The following is a 26,430-nucleotide window of genomic DNA, read 5'->3' on the forward strand; positions in this document are numbered from 1 at the left end:
ACAGGTCACCGGCGACCTGCTTCGCAATTATCAAGTGATGGTCGCCTCTTTTCTGACACGACCCGATAGCCTTTGCTGGCGCCGAGGATAGCGCATTTCGTACCGCACTTTAATGGTCCAGCACAGCGGTCTTACCGAGGAGCAAGCTGCGCCAGTCGCTCGAGAATATCCAGAACCACCATGCGAGGCGGCCGCTCATCGGTTTCGACCACCAGATCAGCGATTTCCCTATAGAGGGGATCGCGAATGGCCAGCAAGTCGCGCAGGATTTTTTCCGGGTTTGCGTTGCGTAGCAAAGGCCGATTACGGTCACGTGAGGTACGCGCAACCTGCTGCTCGATGGAAGCATGCAAGTAAACCACTCGTCCGCCATTGCGCAACGCCTGGCGGTTTTCCGCACGCATGACTGCACCACCACCGGTCGCCAGCACGATGCCATTTTCATGACACAGTTCGACAATCATGGCCGTTTCACGGTCGCGAAAGCCGGGCTCACCTTCTTTGTCGAAGATCCACGGGATATTGGCACCCGTGCGCACTTCAATTTCCTTATCGGAATCTTTGAACGGCAGGTGCAACTCTTTGGCCAGCAAACGTCCGATGGTGCTTTTTCCAGCCCCCATTGGCCCAACAAGAATCAAATTTCTCACAGAATCAATGACTCACAGCAATCGCCTGGTTGTTCATGATACGCGGAGTCAGGAACACCAGCAGTTCGGATTTTTTTTCCAGGACAACGTCTCTACGGAAAAGTCGGCCAACATACGGCAGATCTCCTAAAAATGGCACTTTATCTACTACTTTGCTCTGAGTATTTGAGAACACTCCCCCAATCACGATGGTTTCACCGTCCTTGACCAGCACCTTGGCCCGGACCTCATTCTTCTTGATTGGCGGCACATCATGGACCCGGTTCATGTAATCGGGCTCGTCCTTGGTTACGACGACCTCCATGATGACGCTGTTGTCAGGGGTTATTTGCGGTGTCACCTCCAGGGACAACGAGGCCTCCTTGAACGATACCGATGTGGCACCGCTTGAGCTGGACTCTTGATAGGGAATTTCGGTGCCCTTGAGGATTTTGGCGGTTTCCTTGTCGGAGGTAACTACTTTGGGCTGAGAGATGATTTCACCGTTGCCGGTTTTTTCCATGGCTGCCAGCTCCAGGTCCAACAACACATTGTTGGTGATAAAGGCGATGCCCAGCCCTGAGGTATTACCCGAAACACCCAGGTCCACAAAGGGCGCACTCAGACCGCCGGGCACTGCCCCTGATGCAGGCGCGCGGGTAATACCGCCCGCACTCCAGTGGCCTTCGTTGCGCAGGGTGCCACCCCAGCGAACCCCCAGGCTTTTCTCATAGTCCACACCCGCCTCAACAATTCGGGCTTCGATCATCACCTGACGTACCGGCACATCCAGCTGAGCCACGAGGCGGCGCAACTCCTCCAGCCGCTCACCAGACTCAAAGGCAATGATGTTATTGGTGCGCTCATCCACGGCGATGGTGCCCTGCCCGTCAACGTCGGGCTGAGCACCGGTCACTGACTGGAACAATTTGGCAATATCTGCAGCCTTGGCGTAATTGACCTGCACCAGCTCTCTACGCAAAGGCGCAAGGCGGGCCAGTTGATTGCGGGCCTCAAGCTCATGACGCTCGCGAGCCGCGATGTCTTCAGAGGGCGCGATCAACAGCACATTACCCTCAAGGCGCTTGCCCAGGTCCTTGCTTTTAAGCACCAGGTCCAGCGCCTGATCCCACGGTACGTCCTGCAGGTTCAGGGTAATGCTGCCCTGCACGGCGTCGCTGACCACCACATTGAACCCCGTGAAATCTGCCAGTAGCTGAAGCACTGCGCGCACTTCGACCTCCTGAAAGTTCAGGGACATTGTGTCGCCGACATACGAAGGGGGGGGTGACTGTGGCCTGGGCAGCCGCCAGCGTTGACTGCGAATTCAGCGCACTCCATAGCGCCAGTACGCAGACCGGTAAAATCCTTTTCATGGTGTTTATCCGTTAAGAGTGTTGCTTTAAAGGGATCGTCAGGGACCTTTCCAACCAGCCGCCCCGACCATCGGAAATCACTTCAAACACTTCAACCTGGGCCACGTCCACCGAAGCAATCTGGCCATTGTGGCGCCCCAGGTAATCACCGACTTTCAAACGATGGATGACACCGTTGAGCCGTAGCAATGCGTTGGTTTCCAGATCATTGGACAGCGTCCCGACCATCTCGAATTGCTCAAGATCGAAGCCTTCCAGAAACTGACGTGCCCGGTCACCGTCAAGCTCGTCACCGACGAGGCTGACCTGCCAGTTGCCAGCCCCGCGCCCGGGCACGGCCTGAAAAGGATTGCGCAGCGTCAACGCGTCATACGTGAACACGTGCGCTGGATTGATTTCGGGAAGCGGCTCAATGGCCTCACCCGGGTGCACCTGAGCGGTCTGCAAATACCTTTGCAGCTCAACATTACTCAGCGGGCCATCGCATCCCGCCAGGGTCGCCAGCAATCCAGCGCCAAACAGTCGAAAACAGACACTCATGGGATCAGTCCTTGATCGTGGGTGCGGTAGGCCCTGGCCAGCAGCGTCATGCGTAACTGACCGCTACCTGAGCTGTTGAGCGGCGCAAGTGCGAAATCATGAAGGGTGACTATGCGTGGCAGGCTCGCCATGGCGCTGACGAAGAGCCCCAACTCGTGGTACCCACCGGCGAGAGTCATCTGCAGGGGCAGCTCGGCATAGAACGGCTGAAGGACTTCGGGTAACCACTGAATATGCTCGACCACCAGGCCGTTGAGGTGGCTCAGTCGTGAAATCTCATCCAGTAAACCGGGCACTTGCGCCTGGGCAGGGAGTTGTTCGAGCAACACGCCAAAGGCGGCTTCCAGCCCTTGCATTTGCTTCAAGTAGGCATCCAGGTTCGCAACCTGGGCAACCCTGGATTCAAATTCGGTCTTAAGTCTGGCTTGAGCTTCATGCTGCAGCTGCAACCGGCCAAACGAGGGCTGCAACAGCAACGGATACCCCAGCGCCAGGATCATGCCCAACCACGCCAGCGCCACGAGGTTTTGGCGTTTTGGCGACCAGACTCCCGGATGCCCGAGGTCCAGCTCCCGAAGGTCAAAACTGCGCAGGCTGTGTAGCCACTGCGCAGCCATCACAACGCCCCCGCAGCGGGTGTATGCCGGGCCTCGCGCACCGTCAGTTGAAACTGACGTTCTGGCCCGCCGACATGGGCAGGATCGGCCTTGACGTCATTGAGCTCGGGCGTTTCCAGCCAGTGTGAAGCATCCAGATTGCGCATCAATTGCGCGACGAGATTGTTGGACTGGGCAACTCCCGTAATGACAATTGTGCCCTCGGTCATTTTCACGTCAGTGAAATGGACGCCTTCGGGCAAGCTGCGCGCCAATTGCTCCAGAATAATCCCGCTGCTCGATCGGCTGCTCTGCAGCGCCCCGATTGTTTGCATACGCTCAAGCAATTGCTCGCGGCGTACTTTCAACTGATCGATTTGTTCCGCACGGCCGTCCAGCTGGAACGTGGCACTGCGGATCAAGTCATTGCGCTCCAACTGCTGCTCTACCAGATTGTCGATAAACTGATCAGCAGCAAACAACCCGGCCACTGTTCCCACCGACAGGACTGCCAGCACCATCAAAAACCGCTTGCGCCGCTTTTCACGCAACAAAGCTCGCCAGGGCAACAAATTGATTCTCGCCATTAATCAAACCCCCTCAAGGCCAGACCGCAGGCAGTCAACAACACAGGAGCATCGCAGAGCAAGGCCTCAGGTGCGAGCCCAGGCTCAAGGTTCATGGTCAAAAAGGGGTTGGCGGCGCGTGTCGGCCTACCGAGCCGGGATTCAATCCACTGACTCAGCCCCGGAGTCGTTGCCGCCTCGCCAGCCAATATGATCATGTCGATCGTGCCTTCAACGCCGGACTGAAAAAACAGCTCCAGCCCGCGCTCCAGATGCCCGGACACCCTGTTTTCGAATCCGTGCGCCTCTGTGTCTCCGTGCTCAGGGAGCAACTCGCGGTAGTAAACAACCTGCCCCTGGTACACAACGCTCAACAGCGCTGCATGGGTTGCAAGGTCGAGCACTGCCACTGCACCTTGCAGCGCCATGCCCGCTGTCATTGCCTCAACCCCGCACGCCAGGGCATGGGCCTGGACAGCAACCACCCGGGGGCTCAGGCCGGCGCCGGTCAAGACCGAACGATGCCACTCAAGAACCTCTTGGCGACACGCCGCCATCTGCACGCGGACCCGTCCGGGATGGGTCGATGAAACGTCTTGAACCTCGAAATCAAGCGCCACGTCATCCAGTGCATAAGGAATGTATTGCTCCGCTTCCAGTCGTACATGAAGTTCAAGCTCGACTTCATTCAAACCCGCCTCGATCTCCAGGGTTTTGCAGATGACTTGCCCATCAGGCATCCCGACAATCGCATCACGGGTCACAACGGCAGCTTTTTCCAGCGCCCTGAGGAGCACTTGAACGACACTTTTGGACTCGGCGCCGGTCTGAAGTTCCGTAAGCCCGGCTGGCAACGGTTCTATGGCATAGCCCTGGAGCTTGAGCCGGCCCTTGGAGCGGCTCAGTTCGACGATTTTGATTGATTGCTGGCTGATATCAACGCCGAGACAGCGTTGGCGTGTTCTGGGAAGAAATCCGGGCACTTTTGTTTTCCCTAATGCAATCCGTAACTTACGGAGGGTAAAAAATGAGATCCGTTCAAAACCTGTTCTGACATGCGGCTCATGACGCCCATGAGCGAAAAATGCTTATAATGCCGGGCGTTTTTTTCCGTATCGTCGACCCGGCGCAGCTGCGCACTACCCTGACGTGCAAACCCATTTCTTAATCTGGAAATCCAAAAGCCTTGATTCGTCTGCTGAAGTTTTTCGGGTGGTCTTTCGTTGCTGTGTTCTGCGGGCTGTTGCTCGTGTTGAGCGGCGCGTTTCTCTATCTTAGTCCTGGCTTGCCGTCCGTAGAGTCGTTGAGAAGCATCCAGTTGCAGATTCCTTTGCGGGTCTACACCAGCGACGGAAAGTTGATCGCAGAGTTTGGCGAAATGCGCCGCTCTCCAATCAAGTTCGCCGACATTCCCCCCAATTTCATCAATGCCCTGCTCTCTGCAGAAGATGACAACTTCGCCAATCATTACGGGGTTGATCCCAGTAGCCTGATGCGTGCCGCTACCCAACTGGTAAAAAGCGGACACATACAATCAGGTGGCAGCACCATCACCATGCAGGTGGCGAAGAACTATTTCCTGTCCAGCGAGCGCAGCTTTTCGCGCAAAACCAACGAGATCCTGCTGGCACTGGAAATCGAACGCGAACTGACCAAGGACGAAATCCTTGAGCTATATGTGAACAAGATTTACCTGGGCAACCGCGCTTACGGCATCGAAGCCGCTGCGCAGGTTTACTACGGCAAGTCGATCCGCGACCTGAGCCTGGCGCAGATGGCCATGATTGCCGGCCTGCCCAAGGCCCCTTCGCGCTTTAATCCACTGGCCAATTCGGTACGCAGCAAAGAGCGCCGCGACTGGATCCTGGGCCGCATGTACAAGCTGGGCAAGATTGATCAGGCCAGCTACGAAGCTGCTGTCGCAGAGCCCGTAAACGCCAGCTACCACGTGCCAACCCCGGAAGTGAGCGCGCCTTACATCGCTGAAATGGCCCGGGCCGAAATGGTCGGACGCTATGGTAGCGAGGCTTACACCGAAGGTTTCCGCGTCACAACAACGGTGCCAAGCGACCTTCAGGAGCTCGCCAACACGGCAGTTCACGAAGGTCTGATTGCCTATGACCAGCGCCACGGCTATCGAGGCCCCGAGTCGCGCCTGCCGGGCAAGACCCTGGCCGTCTGGACTCAAGAGCTGGCCAAGCAACGGGCAATCAGCGGCCTGGAGCCTGCAATCGTGACCCAGGTCGACAAGGACGGCCTGCAAGTGCTGACCCGCACCGGCGAAGTTCACGTTTCCTGGAACACCATGAAATGGGCACGCAAGTTCCTCAATACCAACAGCATGGGCCCAATGCCCAAGCAGCCTTCGGATGTCGCTCAGGTCGGCGACCTGATTCGCGTGCAGCCGCAGACCGATGGCAGCTACAAGTTCAGCCAGGTGCCCACCGTACAAGGTGCGCTGGTATCCCTGGACCCGAACAACGGCGCTATCCGCTCACTGGTGGGAGGCTTTGCCTTCGAGCAGAGCAACTACAACCGTGCGATGCAAGCCAAACGCCAGCCAGGTTCAAGCTTCAAGCCTTTCATTTACAGCGCCGCGCTGGATAACGGCTACACCGCCGCCACTCTGGTGAACGATGCACCGATCGTGTTTGTAGACGAGTACCTGGACAAGGTCTGGCGTCCAAAGAACGACACCAACACTTTCCTTGGCCCGATTCGCGTGCGAGAGGCCCTGTACAAATCTCGCAACCTGGTCTCGATCCGCTTGCTGCAAAGCCTGGGTGTCGACCGCACCGTCGACTACATCAGCAAGTTTGGCTTCAACAAGCAGGACCTGCCGCGCAACCTGTCGCTGGCCTTGGGTACTGCAACCCTGACGCCTATGGAGATCGCTACCGGCTGGAGCACGTTCGCCAACGGTGGTTACAAAATCACGCCGTATCTGATCGACAAGATCGAAAGCCGCAACGCCGAGACCCTGTTCGTGGCCAACCCGCCAAGCGTGCCCAAAGCCGCAGGCAAGGATGTGCCGCCAGAAGCTGCAGCGCTGACCATCGACACCATCAATGCAGCACCCGGGCTGCCTACCGTCGAGACGCAAGCGGTGGCCGAACGCATTGTTGACGGCCGCACCACTTACATCCTCACCAGCATGCTGCAGGACGTGATCAAGCTCGGTACTGGTCGCCGCGCCCTGGCGCTGGGACGCACCGACCTGGCGGGTAAAACCGGTACGACCAACGAGTCCAAGGATGCATGGTTCTCAGGCTACAACGCCGATTACGTGACCACCGTATGGACCGGCTTTGACCAACCTGAAAGCCTCGGCCGTCGGGAATATGGTGGCACCGTAGCCCTGCCGATCTGGATGACCTACATGGGTGGCGCGCTCAAGGGCAAGCCGGCTCATACGTTGCCTGAACCCGAAGGCATCCTCAGCTTGCGGATTGACCCGTTAAGTGGCCGTATCGCTTCCCCTGGAACGCCAGGCGCCTACTTTGAGCTGTTCAAGAGCGAAGATACGCCGCCGACCAACAGCGAACTGGGCAACAGCGTAGCGCCTGGCAGCCCGCTGCCGGCAGATGATGGGGCTCCAATCGATCTCTTCTGACCAAGAGAGCGGCGAGCGCTTAGCTACAAGTTCCAGGTGAAGAGCGGTTGTTCACTTGTAGCTTGTAGCTTGCTCAAGCGAGCATGTACTTCAAGGGACCAGTCCCGTCGAGCATCTCAGCTACCGGCGCCATGGCCAGCTGATCGATACGGGTACTTTCGGCGTGTGCCTCCCAGCGCGCCAGGCTTTCGGCCAGGACATCGCAGTGCTGCGCGAACCCTCCATATACATCTCTGCTGCTGGGCACCCCGAACCTCAACTGGTATAGCCCCTCGCGGGTTTTCTGGACGTTGCCCATCTCGCGCATCAACAGATTCATGACTCGTACCTGCTGTTCAAATACACCGTCGGCCCGCGTCATTACCTCACGGTAGTGAGCACGCAGTTGTTGGGCGACGTGTTCAAGTGCCTGATCCACAAACAGCACTTCACGCTCCGTCACCAGCGAGCAATGGGCATTCAGCGCTTGCTGGCTTCGACGCAGAACCGCCCAACTGCTCGGAATGTAACTGTCGACCATGAACTGCTGGCCAACGTCGACCCGTTGCTTGAGCAGCCCATCGGCTTCTGGCGCGCCACTTTTTTGCTCAAGCACCGCGTGGCTCACAGCATGCTGGGTGACGGTATCGCTCAACGGCCCCCACATCACATGCGACACCTGCCCCTGACCAAACTCCACCGGCATGAAGTGACGCAAGGTTCCGTGATGCTGATAAGGCTCCCCAAGCAATTGGCTCAGGCCTGCCACAAACACCCCAAAACCTGCAGGTACATTCGTAAAGCTGAGCACCGAACCTGCGCGATAAGCCGATAACGGGCTGTTCATCCAGCTTCCAGGGACACTGGGGATCGGATCGTGATGATTGACCATGCGCTGATGCACCAGCCCACTGGCTGCATTGACGAAGGCCCCATCTGCTGCACGAGGGGCTCCATAGGTGTAGAGCTGCACGTCGCAAGCCCGGCGCAAACGCAGCATCTGCGCAAGGATCAAACCAATTGCCCCTCCCTGGCTGTGACCACAGACCAGTACTTTTTGCCCGGCATGGAATTTATCCAGATACGCATCAACAAGCTCAAACGCCTGCCGTGCAGCTGCGTAAAAGCCGCCATGCACCTTGCCCTCGCCTTCTTCAAACGGCACTTGAGGGGCATCGGCATCCTGCAAGAGGTCGGACCAGGAGCAGGCGCCTCGAACAGCAATCAAAATGACTTTGTCGTTATGGGTCACAAAGGTTTGTGCGCTTGTACCTTTTGATCCAAAACGAATATCACCGCGAAAATGCACAGTGGCCGGGGTCTGCTGATCCGCCCCGCCAAGAGGGTTATTGACCGGATACAGCACAGGGTCAAAAGGTACAATTTCCAGTCGCCTGGAGTACGCCACCTCTTCATACAGCGGGTAATAGGACTTGGCTTGCTCCGGGCTGACCTGCCAGTCCCCCATGCTCAACTCCGCACAGGGCGTGGTCACTCGCGACTTGCCCGTGGCGTGCTCGAAAGGACAATTGCTCAGCGTGGCCATCAATGCCAACTGGTAAAGGTTCAGCGCGCAAAACTGCGAATCGGTAGACAGCAACGGGCACAAGGCTCGCAAGGGCCGAACTTCCAGCAAGGCATGACGACCGACAGCCAGGGATACCCCAAGTGGGCCGCGCTCAAGGGGGTGGTGACAATCGACCATAGGCGGCAAGTGCGAAACATGCTCGACAAGGTGTCGGACTTCAACCTGGAAGTAATCGGTACAGGCATCGATAGGTAGCGGCTTATGCTGCGTGCGGGCGCCGTTTTTATTGAGGTATCGGGTGTGCTCGGCCCTGACCTGAAGTTCGGTAATCTTGAGGGGGTAATGCTTGCGATCGATTAGCCGCGAATACACATCGTTGCGACCGCTGTATAGCTGCCTGAACGTGATGGCAACTGGCTCTACAAGATGATTGCCAACCTCACCGCCTCCAGTGGCATCCAGATGGCCGCTGTGCTTCTTTCCTTCCCTGTCTACGAGTTCATAGGCCAACCCTGCATAGGGCTCGCCTGCGCCTCGCTCGTCAATCAATTGAAAACTGGTCCTGCTATTACGCTTCTGACGTGAGGGCGTGAACATCCGTGATTCCTATAGGCACAGAGGGCAAACTTCAGAAAAAAGCACCCTTAAAATAAAGGAGTGACGCTAACGGATGATCGCGGGACTTTATGTAAGAAAGATCCTATTTTTTATGTGGAATAATCCCGTATTCCTACGAGTTGGTTAAATAATCCCACCCTGCAAAAACTAAAAAGCCCCGACGCTTTGCAACGCCGGGGCTTGAGTTGACACGCTACACGGGTTTAGCCGTTGAAGACGTCATCAACGCTTTTGAGCGGGTAGTTCTTCGGGTATGGCAGGGTTGCAACACCGGTCTCGATAGCCGCTTTGGCAACTGCGTCGGAGATCAGGGTGATCAGGCGCACGTCCATTGGTTTCGGGATGATGTACTCACGACCGAATTCCAGCTTGATGCCGCCGTAGGCGTCACACACTTCTTGTGGCACTGGCAGTTTGGCCAATTCACGAAGCGCATTGGCCGCTGCGATTTTCATTTCTTCGTTGATGCGCTTGGCGCGAACGTCCAGAGCACCACGGAAGATGAACGGGAAGCCCAGTACGTTGTTGACCTGGTTCGGGTAGTCCGAACGACCGGTGGCCATGATCACGTCGTCACGGGTGGCGTGAGCCAGTTCCGGCGAGATTTCCGGATCAGGGTTCGAGCACGCGAACACGATCGGGTTAGGTGCCATGCGCAGCAAGTCTTCAGCGCTCAGCAGGTTCGGACCCGACAGGCCAACGAACACGTCTGCGCCGTTCATGGCGTCAGCCAGGGTGCGCTTCTCGGTTGCGTGGGCGAATACCGCCTTGTACTGGTTCAGATCGTCACGGCCGGAGTGGATCACACCGGTGCGGTCGATCATGTAGATGTTTTCGATGGTTGCACCCATGCTCACCAGCAACTTCATGCAGGAGATGGCTGCTGCACCGGCGCCCAGGCAAACGATCTTGGCGTCAGACAGGGTCTTGCCAGCGATTTCCAGGGCGTTGATCATGCCGGCCGCGGTCACGATAGCGGTGCCGTGCTGGTCATCGTGGAATACAGGAATATCGCACTGCTCGATCAGAGCACGTTCGATCTCAAAGCACTCAGGTGCCTTGATGTCTTCGAGGTTGATGCCGCCGAAGGTGATGGAGATGCGTTTTACGGTGTCGATGAAAGCCTGTGGGCTCTCGGAGTCAACTTCGATATCGAATACATCGATACCGGCAAAGCGCTTGAACAACACGCCTTTGCCTTCCATAACAGGCTTGGAGGCCAATGGGCCGAGGTTACCCAAGCCCAGAATAGCGGTGCCATCGGAAATCACGGCTACCAGGTTGCCTTTGCCAGTGTATTTGTAGGCAAGTTCAGGGTCGCGGGCGATTTCGCGTACTGGTTCGGCTACACCCGGGCTGTAAGCCAGCGCTAGATCGCGGGCTGTAGCGGTAGGTTTGGTGAGCTCGACACTCAGTTTCCCTGGACGGGGCTGGGCATGGTATTCGAGAGCGGCGGTTTTCAAATCAGACATGTGGGCATTCCGCTTTTTTGCTGTTGGACAGACGAATCGCCGAGCATACGCGTGTCGCAAAGTCCCGACAAGACTGACCAGTCAGCAGTGTCAAGGGCTTTGCCTTACGACTTTGGCCCAAGAGCCGCGCCCCATAAGGGCTAGAGTGTTCACAATCTATATTAAAAATTGTCTACAATTTTTAATGCGCTGCCACTTTCAGCATCCCCGGATGAGTCAAAGACAACATCCAGCGCGCCTGCCCTTCCTTTAACCCGCCTCGACGCGAACGATCCAGCACCCAGCCTCTGGCCTCGACCTGTGTACCTTGCAGGCCAGCAAGGGTTTTCTGATCGAAATTGGCCAACTGATTGGGTGCAATATGCAGCACCAAACCACCCTGCATATCGATCCAAAGCCCCCCACGATTGCGCTGCACCTTGTCGACCTTGCCGCCCACCAGAGCAAAGCCTGAACGGCTGATTTGCTGCGGCGCCAGCACCGGCGATTGCCGCCAAAGCCCCAGGCCTGCTGCCCGGGCACTGCGCTCAGCCGCTTGCTGACAATCGAGCAGTGCGACATTGGGCGCTATCGCCACCTGATACCCCAGGCCATCTGCCAGCAGCTGGGCTTCAAGATTGCTGCCATCAGCACCAAACACATGGGCCAGGGTACGACCATAACGGTCCTGGGCCTGCGTACCCGCCAACAGCCCGACCCGGCCATCGCTGCGCGCAACCAGCGCTTGCAGGCGTTTGTGGGCTGCGTCAGCAAAAGGCTCGGCGGACTGGCCTTTTTTACCTGTTTCCGGAGCATTGATACCGATCATGCGCACGCTGCGACCATCCTTCAGACGCAAGGTGTCGCCGTCGGACACGCGCTCTACCAACGCGTAGGAAACAGCGCCAGGGGCCGGGCAAAGCGTCGCAGCCCAAGCGCCGGAAAACCAAATCGCAGGCATAAAAAAGGCGCCCGCAAGGGACGCCTTTTTCAATAACCTGACCAGACCCGAAAGGCTGCTCAAGGTCATCAGCCTTACTCGGCTGCTTTTTCTGCTTCTGCTGCTGGAGCTGCTGCTTTAGCGCCGAAAGCACCAAAACGAGTCTTGAAGCGATCAACACGACCGCCAATGTCCAGAGTCTTCTGCTTACCGGTGTAGAACGGGTGGCACTCGTTGCATACGTCAGTGCCCAGTGGCTTGCACAGGTTCGAACGAGTTTCGAACTTGTTGCCGCAGCTGCAAGTTACCAGGATTGTTTCGTACGCTGGATGGATATCGGCTTTCATGGGGTATTCCTCGGGCTAGCGTGCCGCCACTCAACACCATTGTTGAATACCGCACGTAAAATTAGGGCGCCGATAATACCAGACCTTTGCATTGACGCAAGCGGCCAAGCATGCTCCATCAAAAATCATTCATCTTTCAGCACCTGGCCTTTTAGTCCCGCAGGGCTTTGTCTGCTAGGCTCCGGGCCATCTTTGCCGTTCATCACTTGAGAGCCCCGCGTGCCCGACGCCATTTTGCGCCTTGCCCTGCCTTCCCCCCTGCGCCGACTGTTTGATTACCGGGCGCCTGCTGGCGTGCTGCGCAGTCAACTCCAGCCGGGCATGCGCCTGCGGGTGCCGTTTGGGCGACGCGAGATGATCGGCATCCTGGTCGAAGTGGCCGATCACAGCGAAGTCCCGGCCGACAAGCTCAAACCGGCGATTGCCCTGCTCGACGCCGTGCCGCCGCTGCCGGCTTCCTTATTTAAGCTGTGCCTGTGGACGTCCCAGTATTACCAGCACAGCCTGGGCGACACCCTGAGCTGGGCGCTGCCGGTTTTGCTGCGCCAGGGCGAACTGGCCGAGACTCGCCAGGAGCGTTTCTGGCAGATAGCCCCCGGCGCCCGGATGGACGATCCGCGCATCGCCCGCGCACCGCGCCAGCGTGAAGCACTGGCCACGCTTGCCCAACACCCCCACGGCGTGGCGCATCAACTATTGAGCAAGCTGATGCTGAGCAAAGACAGCCTCGACCTGCTGCTGGCCAAAGAACTGGTGACCGTTGAAGTGCGCCGGCACGCACCCAGCGAGCGTCACGAACATTGGCTGGCCCAGCCCGAGCTACCGCTCAACAGCGAGCAACGGGCGGCCTACGAAGCGATTCGCGCAGGTTTTGACCACTTCCATGCCTTCTTGCTGGCCGGAGTGACCGGCAGCGGCAAGACCGAAGTGTATTTGCAGTTGATCCGCGAGACCCTGCAGGCGGGCAAGCAGGCACTGGTGTTGATCCCCGAAATCAACCTTGGTCCGCAAACCCTGGCCCGTTTCGAGCAACGCTTCAATGCGCGCATCGCCCTGGTGCATTCGGCGGTCAACGACCGTGAGCGCCTTGAAAGCTGGCTGGCGGCACGGGATGGCGAGGCCGACATTATTATTGGCACTCGTTCTGCGCTGTTCACCCCGATGAAAAACCCCGGGCTGATCATCATCGACGAAGAGCATGACGGCTCTTATAAACAGCAGGAAGGTTTGCGCTATCACGCCCGAGACCTGGCGCTGGTTCGAGCTCGGCAGGAAAACATCCCCATCGTGCTGGGCTCCGCGACACCTTCTCTTGAAAGCCTGCACAACGCCTACACCGGTCGTTATGGCCTGCTGCGGTTGAATGAGCGCGCTGGCGGGGCCAAACAACCGCGCTTCCTGCGTCTTGATGTGAAAAGCCGCCCGCTGGACAGCGGGATATCCGGCCCGATGCAACAAGCCATCGGTCAGACTCTCGCTGCCGGCCAACAAGTCCTGGTGTTTCTGAACCGCCGCGGCTTTGCCCCCACTCTGTTATGCCATGACTGCGGCTGGATGTCGGAGTGCCAACGCTGCGATGCGCGCATGACCGTTCATCAGCGCTCCGGCGAACTGCGCTGCCACCACTGCGGCTACGTCGAGCGCGTTCCACGCAATTGCCCGCAATGCGGCAAGGTTGATTTACGCCCGGTAGGCGCAGGGACTGAGCGCGCTGAAGAGCGGCTGGGGATTTTGTTCCCCGACTACCCCGTGCTGCGGGTCGATCGCGACAGCACCTCGCGCAAAGACGCGATGAACCAGTTGTTTGCCACCATTCAAAAGGGTCAACCGTGCATTTTGATCGGCACGCAAATGCTCGCAAAAGGCCATCACTTCCCACGGGTGACGCTGGTCTCGATTCTGGATGCCGATGGCGGCCTGTTCTCCGGTGATTTTCGCGCCAGCGAGCGCATGGCCCAACTTATCGTTCAAGTCGCAGGCCGTGCGGGCCGCGCCGAAGAGCCGGGCAAGGTGATCATCCAGACCCATCTGGCCGACCATCCGCTGTTGATCCAGCTCACTGAGCAGGGCTATTTTGCCTTTGCCGAACAGGCTTTGAGCGAGCGTCGGGCTGCGGGGCTGCCACCTTTCGCGCATTTGGCGCTGCTGCGTGCCGAAGCCCATAAACCCGGACAGGCGGAAGGTTTTCTGGATGAGGCCTGCACCGAGGCTGAACGCCTGCTGGCCGAATTGAACCTGGGCGGCATCGAACTGCTCGGCCCGGTGCCCGCACCGATGGAACGCCGCGCGGGGCGCTACCGCGCCCAGTTGTTACTGCAAGCCAACGCCAGGGGGCCGCTGCATCGATTGCTGAGCCAATGGCTGCTGGCCCTTGAACAAATGCCCAGCGGTCGCCAGGTTCGCTGGTCGCTGGATGTGGATCCGGTAGACCTTTATTAAGTCACCTCATGACACCCGCACCCACCGTTTTGCAGTAATAACCGAACACCGCAGATCCATAACCCGCCTGCTATGGTTGGCAAGGCCGACCCGGCAACGGATAATGCCCAGTTTTTCCACCTGCGCACTGAAGCGCTACCGCGCTTGCGGTCGAAAGAGAAGACCATGAAAGACACCATTCGCCAGCTGATTCAACAAGCCCTAGCTCAACTCGTCACAGAAGGTGTGTTGCCTGAAGGCCTGACGCCAGCGATTCAGGTGGAAAACGCCCGTGACAAAACCCACGGCGACTTCGCCAGCAATATCGCCATGATGCTGGCCAAGCCTGCGGGCATGAAGCCCCGTGATCTGGCTGAAAAAATCATCGCCGCACTGCCGGCCGATGAGCAAATCAGCAAGACCGAAATTGCAGGCCCCGGCTTCCTGAACTTCTTCCAGAACACCCAGGCCCTGGCTTCGCGCCTGGACGCAGCCCTGGCCGATCCAAAAATCGGCGTGCGCAAAGCCACTCCAGCCATGCGCACCGTGGTCGACATGTCGGCGCCCAACCTGGCCAAAGAGATGCACGTGGGCCACTTGCGCTCCACCATCATTGGCGACGGCGTGGCCCGCGTGCTGGAGTTCCTGGGCGACGACGTGATTCGTCAAAACCACGTAGGCGACTGGGGCACCCAGTTCGGCATGCTGATGGCCTACCTGGAAGAAAACCCGATCACCAGCGACGAGCTGAGCGACCTGGAGAACTTCTACCGCGCCGCCAAGAAACGTTTTGACGAGTCGCCGGAATTTGCCGATCGCGCCCGTAGCCTGGTGGTCAAACTCCAAGCCGGCGATCCGGACTGCCTGGCGCTGTGGACCAAGTTCAAGGACATCTCGCTGTCGCACTGCCAGAAAATCTACGAGCAGTTGAACGTAAAATTGACCATGGCCGACGTGATGGGCGAAAGCGCCTACAACGACGACCTGATCAACGTGGTGAACGACCTCAAGGCCAAAGGCATGCTGGTCGAGAGCAATGGCGCCCAGTGCGTATTCCTCGACGAGTTCAAAAATGCCGACGGCGAGCCCCTGCCGGTCATCATCGTCAAAGCAGACGGTGGCTATCTGTACGCGACTACCGACCTGGCAGCCATCCGCTATCGCAGCGGCGTATTGAAAGCTGATCGCGCCCTGTACTTCGTCGACCAGCGTCAGGCCCTGCACTTCCAGCAAGTGTTTGCCGTAGCCCGCAAGGCCGGTTTCATCACCCATCCGATGGAAATGGAGCACATGGGCTTCGGCACCATGAACGGCGCTGATGGCCGTCCATTCAAGACCCGTGATGGCGGTACGGTCAAACTGATCGACCTGCTCAACGAAGCCAAAGAGCGCGCCTACACGCTGGTCAAAGAGAAAAACCCGGAGCTGGCGGAAGACGAACTGCGCGCCATCGCCAAAGTTGTCGGGATTGGCGCCGTGAAATACGCGGACCTGTCCAAGCACCGCACCAGTGACTACAGCTTCAACTTCGACCTGATGTTGAACTTTGAAGGCAATACCGCACCTTACCTGCTGTATGCCTACACCCGTGTCGCGGGCGTATTCCGCAAGCTGGGCAAGGGCTTCGAAGAGGTGCAGGGTCAGATCGTGCTTGAAGCTGCGCAAGAGCATGAACTGGCAGCCAAGCTGGCACAGTTCGGTGAAGTGCTGAACAACGTTGCTGAAAAAGGCACCCCGCACACCCTCTGCACCTACCTGTACGAAGTAGCCGGGCTGTTCTCCAGCTTCTACGAGAACTGCCCGATCCTGAGCGCAGAAAACGAAGCGCAAAAACAAAGCCGCTTGCGCCTGGCTGCTCTAGCGGGCCGTACCCTAAAGCAAGGCCTGGAACTGCTGGGTCTGGAAACTCTGGAGCGCATGTAAGTTGGCCGCCAAGAAAAAACCTGCACCCAAGCGCGGCGCCAGTCGGTACCAGGCACCGGCTAAAAAGCCGATTCCGGGCTGGCTATGGATGGCCATCGGCCTGACCGTTGGCGCATTTATCGTGTTTTTGATGAAACTTGAGCCCGACCAGGGCGACGACGTCAAACGGGTCAAGCAAGAGCAGGTCAAAGCCACGAAAGCGGCGGAAGCCAACAAGACAGCGCCTAGCCCGACCCAGCCGGCCAAACCCAAGTACGACTTCTACACCCTGCTGCCCGAGTCTGAAGTGATCGTGCCGCCAGAAGCCGTACCCGAGAAGACTCTGCCAACGCCGCAAACCGCGCCGCTGGCACCAGTCACGCCGGCTGAAGCTGCAAAAATCGACACCGCCCGCGCCCAGGCAGCCCTGAGCGGTATTACACCGCCTCCTGCGCCGCCTGTCGTAAAAGCGGCGCCGGTCACCAAGTTCTTCCTGCAAGCGGGCTCGTTCCGCAAACAGGCCGATGCTGAAAAGGTACGGGCGCAAATCATCCTGCTGGGCCAGACCGCTACGGTTGAAGCCGGTACGGTAAAAGACGAAACCTGGTACCGGGTGCTCGTCGGTCCGTTCAGCAACCGCGATCAATTGACCGTGGCCCAAAAGCAATTGGCGGGCGGCGGATTCAACAACTTGCTACTGCAACAACGACGCTGACAGCAACCGCTCCCACGGGGTTCCACTACACCCTGTGGGAGCGGGCTTGCTCGCGATGCAGGCGACCCGGAGTGTCAGGGTAATCGCGGTGATGCCATCGCGAGCAAGCCCGCTCCCACACCACCCGCGCAAAATTCTGCCCCCCCGCTCATCCCCATTCCCTCCCCGCTGTTGAAAAATCCGCGACAACCCCCATATGTATTTCCATCAGGCATTTTCGCCCCGCTGCGTGGAGACTCTCCCTTGACCACCATCGTTTCAGTACGCCGCCACGGCAAAGTCGTCATGGCTGGCGACGGCCAGGTTTCTCTTGGCAATACCGTGATGAAAGGCAACGCGAAAAAAGTCCGCCGTCTCTATCACGGCCAGGTAATCGCCGGTTTCGCCGGTGCCACCGCAGATGCATTCACTCTGTTCGAACGTTTTGAAGGCCAACTTGAAAAGCATCAAGGCCATCTGGTTCGCGCCGCTGTCGAGTTGGCCAAAGAATGGCGTACCGACCGCTCGCTGAGCCGCCTGGAAGCCATGTTGGCAGTTGCCAACAAGGACGCATCCCTGATCATCACCGGTAACGGTGACGTGGTTGAGCCCGAAGACGGCTTGATCGCAATGGGTTCGGGCGGTGCATTTGCCCAGGCTGCAGCCCGCGCCCTGCTGATGAAAACCGATCTGTCGGCCCGCGAAATCGCTGAAACAGCACTCGGCATTGCTGGCGACATCTGCGTGTTCACCAACCACAACATCACTATTGAGGAGCAGGACCTCGCTGAATAAGACGCCTGCCGGGCTGGAGTGCCAGCCCGTTTGTGAACCTTACTTTAGCTAGAGGAACGCCAACTACCATGTCCATGACTCCCCGCGAAATCGTCCACGAACTCAATCGCCACATCATCGGCCAGGACGACGCCAAGCGCGCCGTAGCCATCGCGCTGCGTAACCGCTGGCGCCGGATGCAACTGCCTGAAGAACTGCGCGTTGAAGTGACGCCAAAAAACATTCTGATGATCGGCCCTACCGGTGTCGGTAAAACCGAGATCGCCCGTCGTCTGGCCAAATTGGCCAACGCACCGTTCATCAAGGTTGAAGCCACCAAGTTCACCGAAGTTGGCTATGTAGGCCGTGACGTCGAGTCGATCATCCGTGATCTGGCTGACGCTGCAATCAAGTTGCTGCGCGAACAGGAAATCGTGAAGGTTCGCCACCGCGCCGAAGACGCCGCCGAAGAGCGCATCCTCGACGCCCTGCTGCCTCCTGCCCGCACATTCGGCGAAGAAGCCGCCGTACCGCAGGATTCCAACACTCGCCAACTGTTCCGCAAGCGTCTGCGTGAAGGCCAGTTGGACGACAAGGAAATCGAAATCGAAGTCGCCGATGCCGTCGGCGTGGACATCTCCGCGCCGCCTGGCATGGAAGAAATGACCAACCAGCTGCAAAGCCTGTTTGCCAACATGGGCAAAGGCAAGCGCAAGAGCCGCAAGCTGAAAGTCAAAGAAGCACTGAAAATGGTGCGTGACGAAGAAGCCGGTCGCCTGGTTAACGACGAAGAACTCAAGGCCAAGGCCCTGGAAGCGGTCGAGCAGCACGGCATCGTGTTTATCGATGAAATCGACAAAGTTGCCAAACGCGGTAATGTCGGTGGCGCCGATGTATCCCGCGAAGGCGTGCAGCGCGACCTGCTGCCGCTGATCGAAGGTTGCACCGTCAATACCAAGCTGGGCATGGTCAAAACCGACCACATCCTGTTTATCGCCTCCGGCGCGTTCCACCTGAGCAAACCAAGCGATCTGGTGCCAGAGCTGCAAGGTCGCCTGCCGATCCGCGTTGAACTCAAGGCCCTGTCGCCACAAGATTTCGAGCGCATCCTCAGCGAGCCACACGCATCCCTGACCGAGCAATACCGCGAACTGCTGAAAACCGAAGGCCTGAACATCGAGTTCCTGCCTGAAGGTATCAAGCGCCTGGCCGAAATTGCCTGGCAAGTGAACGAAAAAACCGAAAACATCGGTGCTCGTCGTCTGCACACACTGCTTGAGCGCTTGCTCGAAGAGGTGTCTTTCAGCGCCGGTGATATTGCCAGCGCACAGAAAGACGAGCCTATTCGCATCGACGCCGACTACGTGAACAGCCACCTGGGCGAACTGGCCGAGAACGAAGACCTCTCGCGCTACATCTTGTAAACCGAACACCTGTAGCCGCTGCTGCAGGCTGCGATAAGGCGAAGGCCTTCAACGATCTACGGATCTTGCGCCAACTGCATTGGCGATCGCAGCCTGCGCCAGCGGCTACAGTGTTTGTGCAATGACCTAAGGTTATGACCATGATCCCCAGCGCCATCAACCTGCACAAAGCCTCCAAAACCCTCACGCTTAAATACCCGTCCGGCGAGCAATACCACTTGCCTGCCGAATTTTTGCGCGTGCACTCCCCGTCCGCCGAAGTTCAGGGCCACGGCAATCCGATTCTGCAATTTGGCAAAATTAATGTCGGTTTGAGCAAGATCGAGCCTGCAGGCCAGTACGCGCTGAAACTGACCTTCGATGACGGACACGACAGCGGGTTGTTTACCTGGGAATACCTCTATCAGCTCGGCGTACGCCAGCAAGAGCTATGGGCTGACTATCTGCAAGAGCTGGAAAAAGCCGGCAAGTCCCGCGACCCGTCGGTGTCAGTCGTAAAGCTGATGCTTTGATCCTGTTGCACATCTCTCTGTAGCAGCTGCGTTACTACGCCAGCTGCTACAGGGTGTTATGTGCCAGCAATCAAGCAGATGTTGTGGGTGTAGTTGCCGTTGCCTCAACCGCAGGTGTTTTGGGAGCCGCGGCGGGCTTTTTGGCAGCAGGCTTTTTCGCGGCGGGCTTGGCTGTTGCGGCTTTGGCAGGTGCAGGTTTGCTGGCCGCCGCAGGTGCCTTGGCCGCAGGTTTGGCTACCGCTTTGGCAGTGGGCTTGGTGGCAGGCTTGGCAGCCGCTTTTACCGCTGGTTTAGCCGTCGACTTTGCAACCGCCGGTTTTGTCGCAGCTTTAACTGCAGGCTTTGCCGGTGCAGGCTTGCTCGCAGCCGGGGCCTTGGTGGCCGTGACTTTGGCAGCGGCCGCAGTCAGCTTCTCTATATGCTTGGTCAGCGTCTCGACCTTGGCATGCAGCACTTTGACTTCTTCACGGCTGGGTACACCCAATCGAGTGATGGCACTGTTAAGACGCTTATCGAAAGCCTCTTCGAACTCGCTCCATTTCTCCAGTGCCAAATCTTTAACATCTTCAACCCGAGAACGGGCAGATGACGTCGAGGCCTTTACACCCTCGGCGACTTTGTGACCCGCGTCCTTGGCCAGCTTTTCGGCTTTTTCGCCATCCTTGACCAAGGTGTCAAACAGCTTGCTGCCATCGGTATCAATCTTCGAGTACACACCCAAACCCGCCAGCCAGATTTTGCGTGAGTACTCTTCAACCTTGCCAACCCATGAATGACTTTCTTTTGCAGTCGGTTTTTTAGCAGCCATCGTGTTCCCCTTAATGTTAAGTCGCGACGTCAGTGAGCAAGATCGTCGAATCATCAAGATGAACAAAGGTGCTCACCTGCATCAGGTTTAGACGCTAAACAGCCTTGTTTCAAGGTGAGCACCACTGTTTAGTGGCCCATTAACCGAGTTCTATGTCACCCGGCTGGGTTTCAGACAAGTCAATTTTAAGCAGCGCTTCATCGATGTCAGGAAATTCGACTTCTTTCACTGTTCCAAGCGGATTTAGCAGCGTGCCCGGTATTTGTTCTGAATCAGCGAACTCTTTTTTCATTAGATCGCCCATCTCGGCTTCTACGGCATAGGCTTGAGCCAACGCTTCCTCTGCGCCAAACACATACACAAAGAACTGAACCAGCCCGGGGCTGACCGTCACAAAACCCATTCGTTGCAAACACGTCGCTTGCAATACATAGCGTTCACCCTCCCCACCCGCAACAACTTGATAACCTCGCGAAGATGCAAAGGACTGCGCAACACGCCTGACCCTGTCTGCCATTACGGCATCGGGCAGCGTTGTTTTATAAGTAATGGAACACACGTGATAAGTCATACACGATTACCTTTGTTGTTTATGTTTAAAAACAACACTAGGTAAAAATCCATTTAAATCCAAAACACCATAACTAACCCAGAATATAAAAAAACCTTTCATATCAACTGGAAAAAATATTCACTTATACGAAGTCAACTATTACAGCGCTTTAATTAGAACATTCTCACAGTAAAAATTCTGGTAGCTGCATAAGCCAGCTCCACCCGCCGATGATCACGACGGGCAGGCGGTTACGATCACGACAGGGCTTTGTCCAGCGACCGTTCTATTTCTGACTGAATCATGCCGCTCATCGCTGACATCAGCAGCCCAAGCTCCACATCGACCTTGACGTTGGTTTCGCTGATTTGCAGGGTGCCGTTCACGCCGGAGCGTTTCAACTTTACGGTGTCACCGGCCCAGGTAGGGGTCAGGCCATACTGGCTGGCCAGTTTCTCGACCAGAGGCTGGGCTTTCTCACGTGCGGCCTCAAGGCCCAGGCTGTGGGTACGTTCAACGCTGATACGCGCCATGGCGTCGCTCCTGTTAAATAAAGCCGCCACTATACATTCACCCTCGCCAAGACAAAGCCGGCCACCGGGATTAGAATGGCCAGCATTCTCTTTTGGTGACAGCGATATGACTGATCAGCGCAAAGGCAGCGATGCCGAACCCACCACTCACTTCGGCTTCAAAAACGTACCGGAAAGCCAAAAGGCCGAAAAAGTCGCCGAGGTTTTCCACTCTGTAGCCGGCAAATATGACCTGATGAACGACGTTCTGTCAGGCGGCATGCACCGTCTGTGGAAGCGCTTTACCATCGAATTGTCCGGCGTTCGCCCTGGCAACAAGGTGCTGGACATCGCCGGTGGCACCGGTGACCTGGCCCGCAAGTTTTCCCACCTGGTAGGTCCGACCGGCCAAGTGGTACTGGCCGACATCAACGCCTCCATGCTCAAGGTCGGCCGCGACCGCCTGCTGGACAAGGGCGTAGCCGGCAATATCGAGTTCGTTCAGGCCGACGCTGAAAAGCTGCCGTTCCCGGACAACTACTTCGATTGCGTGACGATCGCCTTCGGCCTGCGCAACGTGACCCACAAGGAAGACGCCCTGCGCTCCATGCTGCGCGTACTCAAGCCGGGCGGCCGCCTGTTGGTGCTGGAGTTCTCCAAGCCGACCAACGCACTGATGTCCAAGGTCTATGACACTTACTCGTTCGCCTTCATGCCGATGGTGGGCAAGCTGATCCTCAACGACCCGGACAGCTATCGCTACCTGGCCGAATCGATCCGCATGCACCCGGATCAGGAAACCCTGAAGTCAATGATGGTCGAGGCCGGTTTTGACCGCGTGACGTATCACAACATGACTTCCGGCATCGTTGCCCTGCATCGCGGCATCAAGCCCTGATGTTGCTGCGCGGCCTTCTCGCCAGCGTCGAACTCGGCGTCAACCGCATAGTGCGGCTGGACAGCACGGCCCTGGCGCGCTTGCGCCCCTTGACCGGCAAGTTGATTGCCGTCGAGTGTGCGAGCCCCTCGCTGAACCTGTTCATTCTGCCCAGCGATGAAGGCCTGCTGCTGGCTACCCAATGGGCGGCCGACCCCGACTGCACCCTGCGCGCTCCCGCCTCCAGCCTGCTGCGCCTTGCCTTGAGCAAGGACAAAAGCACCATCCTGCACAGCCCTGAAGTCGAGCTGGAAGGCGACAGCGCGGTGCTGATGGAACTGGCAGCGGTGCTGCAAGACCTGGAGCTGGATTGGGAGTACGAACTCTCGAACTGGATCGGGCCGGTGGCCACGGCATTGATCGGAGGGCATGTGCGCAGCCGCGCCAACTGGTATCAGCAAGGCTTCGCCAGCCTCAATCAGAACCTGGCCGAATACCTGAGCGAAGAAGCCCGTACCTTGGTCGGCGAACGTGAGGCGCAAGCGCGCTTTGACGAACTCGACCAAATCAAACTCGACCTGGATCGCCTGGAGGCACGCGTTGAGCGCCTCTCCCGATCCCTCAATTCCAGCGATAACGCATGAAGCTGCTTGCCATACGCCGTTTGTTTCGTATCCAGCGCGTCGTCATTCGCTACCGACTGGATGACCTGCTGTTCGCCCTGCCGTTGCCGTGGTGGATGCTGTCCCTGCGCTACGCGCTGCCGTGGCGCTGGTTCCCGCGCAAAAAGCTGGAGCTGAGCCGCGGCGCGGCGCTGCGCCTGGCCCTGCAGGATCTGGGACCGATTTTCATCAAGTTCGGCCAGATCCTTTCTACCCGTCGCGACCTGCTGCCCGCCGACATCGCCGATGAGTTGATGTTGCTGCAAGATCGCGTGCCGCCGTTTGACCCGCAGTTGGCCGTCAAGCTGATCGAAGAGCAACTGGGCGCCAGGATCAGCGAGGTGTTCAGTCGCTTCGACATCCAGCCGTTGGCCTCGGCCTCGGTGGCCCAGGTGCACTCGGCCAAGCTCAAGACCGGCGAAGAAGTGGTGGTCAAGGTTGTGCGCCCGGGCCTCAAGCCGATCATCGGTTCCGACCTCGCCTGGCTGTTCATCCTGGCCCGCACGGCCGAGCGCCTGAGCGCTGATGCCCGCCTGCTGCACCCGGTGGACGTGGTGACGGACTACGAGAAAACCATTTACGACGAACTCGACCTGTTGCGCGAAGCGGCCAACGCCAGCCAGCTCAAGCGCAACTTCGAAGGCTCGCCCCTGATGTACGTCCCGCAGATCTACTGGGACTGGTGCCGCCCGAAAGTGCTGGTGATGGAGCGTATCTACGGGATTCAGGTCACAGACCTCGAAGCACTGGCAGATCAGCGCACCGACATGAAGATGCTGGCCGAGCGCGGGGTTGAAATCTTCTTCACCCAGGTGTTCCGCGACAGTTTCTTCCACGCCGACATGCACCCCGGCAACATTTTTGTCAGCACCGTTAACCCCTGGGCCCCGCAATACATCGCCATCGACTGCGGCATCGTCGGCAGCCTGACCCCCGAGGATCAGGACTATCTGGCGCGTAACCTGTTTGCCTTTTTCAAGCGCGACTACCGCCGTGTGGCGCAGTTGCACATTGATTCTGGCTGGGTACCGGCCCACACCAAACTCAACGAGTTTGAAGCGGCCATCCGCACCGTGTGCGAACCGATCTTTGAAAAACCGCTCAAGGAAATATCCTTTGGCCAGGTGCTGATGCGCCTGTTCCAGACGGCTCGACGCTTCAATATGGAAGTCCAGCCGCAGTTGGTGTTGCTGCAAAAAACCCTGCTCAATATCGAAGGCCTGGGGCGCCAGCTGTACCCCGACCTCGATCTGTGGAGCACCGCCCAGCCGTTCCTCGAGCGCTGGATGCGTGAGCGCGTGAGCCCCAAGACCCTGCTGCGCAACCTGCACAGCCAGGTCGAGCAAATCCCGCACCTGGTCGGCATGACCCGCGACCTGCTGGAACGCATGTCGCAACCACACGCCAACAACCCGCCATTGATCGTTCGCGAGTCTCGCGACGGCTGGTTCCTGCGCCTGATCGGTGCCGGGCACTTGGCAGCTGGCGCATTGTTGGCCAGTATCGGTCCGCTGCACACTGCAGGCTATTGGCCTGCCGGCATAATGCTGGCCGTAGGCTTGTATCTGATCGTGCGCCGATAGCCAGCTCCGGGCGAGGCTGGCAAACTGTGAATTCACCAGGCCTCAGCCACAGGGTTGAGGCAGGTTGTCGGAGTCGAACATGAAAGACTGGCTGGACGAGATCAAGTGGGACAACGACGGCCTGGTGCCGGCGATTGCCCAAGACCACAAAACCGGGCGCGTGCTGATGATGGCCTGGATGAACCGCGAGGCCCTGAGCCTGACCGCCGCCGAGAACCGTGCCATTTACTGGTCACGTTCCCGTGGCAAGTTGTGGCGCAAGGGAGAAGAGTCCGGCCACGTGCAAAAGCTGCATGAAATGCGCCTGGACTGTGACGCCGACGTGATCATCCTGATGGTTGAGCAAATCGGTGACATCGCCTGCCATACCGGCCGCCAGAGCTGCTTCTATCGCGTATACGACAATGCCGAGTGGAAGACCGTCGACCCGGTGCTTAAAGATCCCCACGCCATTTATCACGCAGGGCACTCCCATGACTGATACCTTGAGCCGCGTAGCCCAAGTGCTCGAAGCGCGCAAAGGCGCCACCCCCGACAGCTCCTATGTCGCAAGCCTTTACCACAAGGGTCTGAACAAGATTCTTGAAAAAGTCGGCGAAGAGTCGATCGAAACCATCATCGCCGCCAAAGACGCCGCCATCAGTGGTGATTGCAGCGATGTGATCTACGAAACAGCCGATCTCTGGTTCCACAGCATGATCATGCTGGCCCAGCTGGGGCAGCATCCTCAGGCCGTACTGGATGAACTGGAGCGTCGTATCGGAACCTCTGGCCACGTGGAAAAAGCCTCACGGCCGTCCGCCTAAATCACTCTGTTAAGGATCACATCATGGGCATTTTTGACTGGAAACACTGGATCGTCATTCTGGTAGTCGTCGTCCTCGTCTTCGGCACCAAAAAACTGAAAAACCTGGGCACCGATGTCGGCGAATCGATCAAGGGCTTTCGTAAAGCCATGAACGACGACGAAAAACCAGCCGAGCCCGTGGTTCCGCCTGCGCAGCCAACCGCCGCCCCGCAGCCACACACGACTTCGACCCTGAACGAGCCGCACACCATCGACGTGCAGGCGCAAAAAGTCGAAGAGCCGACCCGCAAAGACGTGTGAGCCAAAACTAATGTTCGGTATCAGCTTCAGTGAACTGCTGCTCGTTGGCCTGGTGGCCCTGCTGGTGCTCGGCCCCGAGCGCCTGCCGGGTGCCGCACGCACGGCGGGCCTGTGGATCGGGCGCTTGAAACGCAGTTTCAATGCGATCAAACAGGAAGTTGAACGTGAAATCGGCGCGGACGAAATTCGTCGGCAGCTGCACAACGAACACATCCTGTCGATGGAAGAAGAAGCCAAGAAAATCCTGGCTCCGCTGCAGGACGCCGTCAAGCCGCCAACGCCGACCGAGCCGACCGTCAGCACAGCGCCTGTCGAGCCTGCGAGCCCCGCGCCCGTGAGCCTGAGCAAAACCGCGTCCGACCCTGCGCCTCAACCGGCAGCGCCACACGACCCCACTCTGCCACCGCGAGCCCCTTAAGC

Annotated in this window: 26 protein-coding genes and 1 pseudogene; 14 read left to right on the forward strand and 13 right to left on the reverse strand. The window is 58.1% G+C overall.

Translation table 11 applies throughout. The annotated features are described in order from the left end of the window. Positions 1 to 131 precede the first annotated feature (131 nt). The 6 genes and pseudogenes from aroK to pilM all read right to left on the reverse strand — a co-directional run bounded on the left by aroK (position 132) and on the right by pilM (position 4,690). Positions 132 to 650: a shikimate kinase AroK gene (gene aroK, locus AACY07_RS11580; RefSeq protein ID WP_133076751.1), complete on the reverse strand. Its 519-nt coding sequence runs from the start codon at positions 648 to 650 to the stop codon at positions 132 to 134. 4 nt (positions 651 to 654) lie between these two features. Beyond that, positions 655 to 1,899 (reverse strand): annotated as a pseudogene (locus tag AACY07_RS11585) (type IV pilus secretin PilQ); the annotation flags it as partial. Positions 1,900 to 2,017: 118 nt separating this feature from the next. Next, the gene (locus AACY07_RS11590) at positions 2,018 to 2,545 is read right to left on the reverse strand and encodes a pilus assembly protein PilP (RefSeq protein WP_339474918.1); all 528 of its coding nucleotides are present in this window, start codon (positions 2,543 to 2,545) and stop codon (positions 2,018 to 2,020) included. After that, a complete protein-coding gene (locus AACY07_RS11595) occupies positions 2,542 to 3,162 on the reverse strand; it encodes a type 4a pilus biogenesis protein PilO (protein ID WP_339474920.1) in 621 nt (206 codons plus the stop codon). The genes AACY07_RS11590 and AACY07_RS11595 overlap by 4 nt, the downstream gene beginning before the upstream one ends. Beyond that, positions 3,162 to 3,728 (reverse strand): PilN domain-containing protein, encoded by a 567-nt coding sequence (locus AACY07_RS11600; RefSeq protein WP_339474922.1) that lies wholly within the window; start codon positions 3,726 to 3,728, stop codon positions 3,162 to 3,164. Before AACY07_RS11600 ends, AACY07_RS11595 begins: the two co-directional genes overlap by 1 nt. Continuing rightward, complete coding sequence (pilM, locus tag AACY07_RS11605; RefSeq protein WP_339474923.1) at positions 3,728 to 4,690, reverse strand: type IV pilus biogenesis protein PilM; 963 nt, start codon at positions 4,688 to 4,690, stop codon at positions 3,728 to 3,730. The genes AACY07_RS11600 and pilM overlap by 1 nt, the downstream gene beginning before the upstream one ends. A gap of 206 nt (positions 4,691 to 4,896) precedes the next feature. Here pilM and AACY07_RS11610 point away from each other — a divergent pair, with 206 nt between their 5' ends. Continuing rightward, complete coding sequence (locus AACY07_RS11610; protein WP_374105707.1) at positions 4,897 to 7,320, forward strand: penicillin-binding protein 1A; 2,424 nt, start codon at positions 4,897 to 4,899, stop codon at positions 7,318 to 7,320. A 73-nt stretch (positions 7,321 to 7,393) separates the two neighbouring features. On the opposite strand, the gene AACY07_RS11615 is transcribed toward AACY07_RS11610, so the two are convergent. The 4 genes from AACY07_RS11615 to rpmE form a co-directional block, all read right to left on the reverse strand. Continuing rightward, positions 7,394 to 9,424, reverse strand: coding sequence for a lipase family protein (locus AACY07_RS11615; RefSeq protein WP_339474925.1), 2,031 nt, complete (start codon positions 9,422 to 9,424; stop codon positions 7,394 to 7,396). A gap of 224 nt (positions 9,425 to 9,648) precedes the next feature. Beyond that, a complete protein-coding gene (locus tag AACY07_RS11620) occupies positions 9,649 to 10,917 on the reverse strand; it encodes a malic enzyme-like NAD(P)-binding protein (RefSeq protein ID WP_019825268.1) in 1,269 nt (422 codons plus the stop codon). Between the two features lie 181 nt (positions 10,918 to 11,098). Further along, positions 11,099 to 11,926, reverse strand: coding sequence for a thermonuclease family protein (locus AACY07_RS11625; protein ID WP_339474926.1), 828 nt, complete (start codon positions 11,924 to 11,926; stop codon positions 11,099 to 11,101). Positions 11,927 to 11,931: 5 nt separating this feature from the next. Continuing rightward, positions 11,932 to 12,183, reverse strand: coding sequence for a 50S ribosomal protein L31 (rpmE, locus tag AACY07_RS11630; RefSeq protein WP_019825265.1), 252 nt, complete (start codon positions 12,181 to 12,183; stop codon positions 11,932 to 11,934). 219 nt (positions 12,184 to 12,402) lie between these two features. Here rpmE and AACY07_RS11635 point away from each other — a divergent pair, with 219 nt between their 5' ends. The 6 genes from AACY07_RS11635 (at position 12,403) to AACY07_RS11660 (ending at position 19,907) form a co-directional block, all read left to right on the forward strand. After that, positions 12,403 to 14,622, forward strand: coding sequence for a primosomal protein N' (locus AACY07_RS11635; protein ID WP_339474927.1), 2,220 nt, complete (start codon positions 12,403 to 12,405; stop codon positions 14,620 to 14,622). 165 nt (positions 14,623 to 14,787) lie between these two features. Then, positions 14,788 to 16,524 (forward strand): arginine--tRNA ligase, encoded by a 1,737-nt coding sequence (gene argS, locus AACY07_RS11640; RefSeq protein ID WP_326427549.1) that lies wholly within the window; start codon positions 14,788 to 14,790, stop codon positions 16,522 to 16,524. Between the two features lies 1 nt (position 16,525). Next, positions 16,526 to 17,218, forward strand: a complete 693-nt coding sequence (locus tag AACY07_RS11645) for an SPOR domain-containing protein (RefSeq protein ID WP_339474928.1) — start codon at positions 16,526 to 16,528, stop codon at positions 17,216 to 17,218. A 243-nt stretch (positions 17,219 to 17,461) separates the two neighbouring features. Then, a complete protein-coding gene (hslV, locus tag AACY07_RS11650) occupies positions 17,462 to 17,992 on the forward strand; it encodes an ATP-dependent protease subunit HslV (protein WP_003438754.1) in 531 nt (176 codons plus the stop codon). Positions 17,993 to 18,060: 68 nt separating this feature from the next. Further along, a complete protein-coding gene (gene hslU, locus AACY07_RS11655; RefSeq protein WP_133076762.1) occupies positions 18,061 to 19,395 on the forward strand; it encodes an ATP-dependent protease ATPase subunit HslU in 1,335 nt (444 codons plus the stop codon). 140 nt (positions 19,396 to 19,535) lie between these two features. Then, positions 19,536 to 19,907, forward strand: a complete 372-nt coding sequence (locus AACY07_RS11660; RefSeq protein WP_219262202.1) for a gamma-butyrobetaine hydroxylase-like domain-containing protein — start codon at positions 19,536 to 19,538, stop codon at positions 19,905 to 19,907. 70 nt (positions 19,908 to 19,977) lie between these two features. Here the strand turns inward: AACY07_RS11660 and AACY07_RS11665 are convergent, their stop codons facing one another. From AACY07_RS11665 to AACY07_RS11675, 3 genes are all read right to left on the reverse strand, one after another. Then, complete coding sequence (locus AACY07_RS11665; protein WP_339474929.1) at positions 19,978 to 20,715, reverse strand: phasin family protein; 738 nt, start codon at positions 20,713 to 20,715, stop codon at positions 19,978 to 19,980. Positions 20,716 to 20,854: 139 nt separating this feature from the next. Continuing rightward, a complete protein-coding gene (locus AACY07_RS11670; protein WP_339474930.1) occupies positions 20,855 to 21,286 on the reverse strand; it encodes a hypothetical protein in 432 nt (143 codons plus the stop codon). 239 nt (positions 21,287 to 21,525) lie between these two features. Next, on the reverse strand, positions 21,526 to 21,801 hold the full coding sequence (locus AACY07_RS11675; RefSeq protein WP_339474931.1) for a polyhydroxyalkanoic acid system family protein: 276 nt from the start codon (positions 21,799 to 21,801) through the stop codon (positions 21,526 to 21,528). A gap of 106 nt (positions 21,802 to 21,907) precedes the next feature. On the opposite strand from AACY07_RS11675, the gene ubiE reads away from it, so the two are divergent. The 7 genes from ubiE (at position 21,908) to tatB (ending at position 26,428) form a co-directional block, all read left to right on the forward strand. Then, positions 21,908 to 22,678 carry a bifunctional demethylmenaquinone methyltransferase/2-methoxy-6-polyprenyl-1,4-benzoquinol methylase UbiE gene (ubiE, locus tag AACY07_RS11680; RefSeq protein ID WP_016783172.1) on the forward strand — a complete coding sequence of 257 codons (771 nt, stop codon included), beginning with the start codon at positions 21,908 to 21,910 and terminating at the stop codon, positions 22,676 to 22,678. Next, complete coding sequence (locus tag AACY07_RS11685) at positions 22,678 to 23,301, forward strand: ubiquinone biosynthesis accessory factor UbiJ (protein WP_339474932.1); 624 nt, start codon at positions 22,678 to 22,680, stop codon at positions 23,299 to 23,301. Before ubiE ends, AACY07_RS11685 begins: the two co-directional genes overlap by 1 nt. Further along, positions 23,298 to 24,902, forward strand: coding sequence for a ubiquinone biosynthesis regulatory protein kinase UbiB (gene ubiB, locus AACY07_RS11690; protein ID WP_339474933.1), 1,605 nt, complete (start codon positions 23,298 to 23,300; stop codon positions 24,900 to 24,902). The genes AACY07_RS11685 and ubiB overlap by 4 nt, the downstream gene beginning before the upstream one ends. Before the next feature lie 79 nt (positions 24,903 to 24,981). Next, a complete protein-coding gene (gene hisI / locus AACY07_RS11695) occupies positions 24,982 to 25,383 on the forward strand; it encodes a phosphoribosyl-AMP cyclohydrolase (RefSeq protein WP_133076769.1) in 402 nt (133 codons plus the stop codon). Then, the gene (locus AACY07_RS11700; RefSeq protein ID WP_016783168.1) at positions 25,376 to 25,708 is read left to right on the forward strand and encodes a phosphoribosyl-ATP diphosphatase; all 333 of its coding nucleotides are present in this window, start codon (positions 25,376 to 25,378) and stop codon (positions 25,706 to 25,708) included. The genes hisI and AACY07_RS11700 overlap by 8 nt, the downstream gene beginning before the upstream one ends. 23 nt (positions 25,709 to 25,731) lie before the next feature. After that, the gene (locus AACY07_RS11705; protein WP_019825245.1) at positions 25,732 to 26,010 is read left to right on the forward strand and encodes a twin-arginine translocase TatA/TatE family subunit; all 279 of its coding nucleotides are present in this window, start codon (positions 25,732 to 25,734) and stop codon (positions 26,008 to 26,010) included. 10 nt (positions 26,011 to 26,020) lie between these two features. After that, the gene (tatB, locus tag AACY07_RS11710; protein ID WP_219262189.1) at positions 26,021 to 26,428 is read left to right on the forward strand and encodes a Sec-independent protein translocase protein TatB; all 408 of its coding nucleotides are present in this window, start codon (positions 26,021 to 26,023) and stop codon (positions 26,426 to 26,428) included. Positions 26,429 to 26,430 lie beyond the last annotated feature (2 nt).

It is taken from the genome of Pseudomonas sp. RL_5y_Pfl2_69 (genome assembly GCF_963970465.1).
Lineage (GTDB): Bacteria > Pseudomonadota > Gammaproteobacteria > Pseudomonadales > Pseudomonadaceae > Aquipseudomonas.

Excerpts from the sequence above, each read along its gene's own strand:
- AACY07_RS11590 (WP_339474918.1), bottom strand. The coding sequence starts at position 2,545 with ATGAGTGTCTGTTTTCGACTGTTTGGCGCTGGATTGCTGGCGACCCTG.
- AACY07_RS11595 (WP_339474920.1), bottom strand. The coding sequence starts at position 3,162 with ATGGCTGCGCAGTGGCTACACAGCCTGCGCAGTTTTGACCTTCGGGAG.
- AACY07_RS11600 (WP_339474922.1), bottom strand. The coding sequence starts at position 3,728 with ATGGCGAGAATCAATTTGTTGCCCTGGCGAGCTTTGTTGCGTGAAAAG.
- AACY07_RS11615 (WP_339474925.1), bottom strand. The coding sequence starts at position 9,424 with ATGTTCACGCCCTCACGTCAGAAGCGTAATAGCAGGACCAGTTTTCAA.
- AACY07_RS11620 (WP_019825268.1), bottom strand. The coding sequence starts at position 10,917 with ATGTCTGATTTGAAAACCGCCGCTCTCGAATACCATGCCCAGCCCCGT.
- AACY07_RS11625 (WP_339474926.1), bottom strand. The coding sequence starts at position 11,926 with ATGACCTTGAGCAGCCTTTCGGGTCTGGTCAGGTTATTGAAAAAGGCG.
- rpmE (WP_019825265.1), bottom strand. The coding sequence starts at position 12,183 with ATGAAAGCCGATATCCATCCAGCGTACGAAACAATCCTGGTAACTTGC.
- argS (WP_326427549.1), top strand. The coding sequence starts at position 14,788 with ATGAAAGACACCATTCGCCAGCTGATTCAACAAGCCCTAGCTCAACTC.
- hslU (WP_133076762.1), top strand. The coding sequence starts at position 18,061 with ATGTCCATGACTCCCCGCGAAATCGTCCACGAACTCAATCGCCACATC.
- AACY07_RS11660 (WP_219262202.1), top strand. The coding sequence starts at position 19,536 with ATGATCCCCAGCGCCATCAACCTGCACAAAGCCTCCAAAACCCTCACG.
- AACY07_RS11665 (WP_339474929.1), bottom strand. The coding sequence starts at position 20,715 with ATGGCTGCTAAAAAACCGACTGCAAAAGAAAGTCATTCATGGGTTGGC.
- AACY07_RS11670 (WP_339474930.1), bottom strand. The coding sequence starts at position 21,286 with ATGACTTATCACGTGTGTTCCATTACTTATAAAACAACGCTGCCCGAT.
- AACY07_RS11675 (WP_339474931.1), bottom strand. The coding sequence starts at position 21,801 with ATGGCGCGTATCAGCGTTGAACGTACCCACAGCCTGGGCCTTGAGGCC.
- ubiE (WP_016783172.1), top strand. The coding sequence starts at position 21,908 with ATGACTGATCAGCGCAAAGGCAGCGATGCCGAACCCACCACTCACTTC.
- AACY07_RS11685 (WP_339474932.1), top strand. The coding sequence starts at position 22,678 with ATGTTGCTGCGCGGCCTTCTCGCCAGCGTCGAACTCGGCGTCAACCGC.
- ubiB (WP_339474933.1), top strand. The coding sequence starts at position 23,298 with ATGAAGCTGCTTGCCATACGCCGTTTGTTTCGTATCCAGCGCGTCGTC.
- hisI (WP_133076769.1), top strand. The coding sequence starts at position 24,982 with ATGAAAGACTGGCTGGACGAGATCAAGTGGGACAACGACGGCCTGGTG.
- AACY07_RS11700 (WP_016783168.1), top strand. The coding sequence starts at position 25,376 with ATGACTGATACCTTGAGCCGCGTAGCCCAAGTGCTCGAAGCGCGCAAA.
- AACY07_RS11705 (WP_019825245.1), top strand. The coding sequence starts at position 25,732 with ATGGGCATTTTTGACTGGAAACACTGGATCGTCATTCTGGTAGTCGTC.
- tatB (WP_219262189.1), top strand. The coding sequence starts at position 26,021 with ATGTTCGGTATCAGCTTCAGTGAACTGCTGCTCGTTGGCCTGGTGGCC.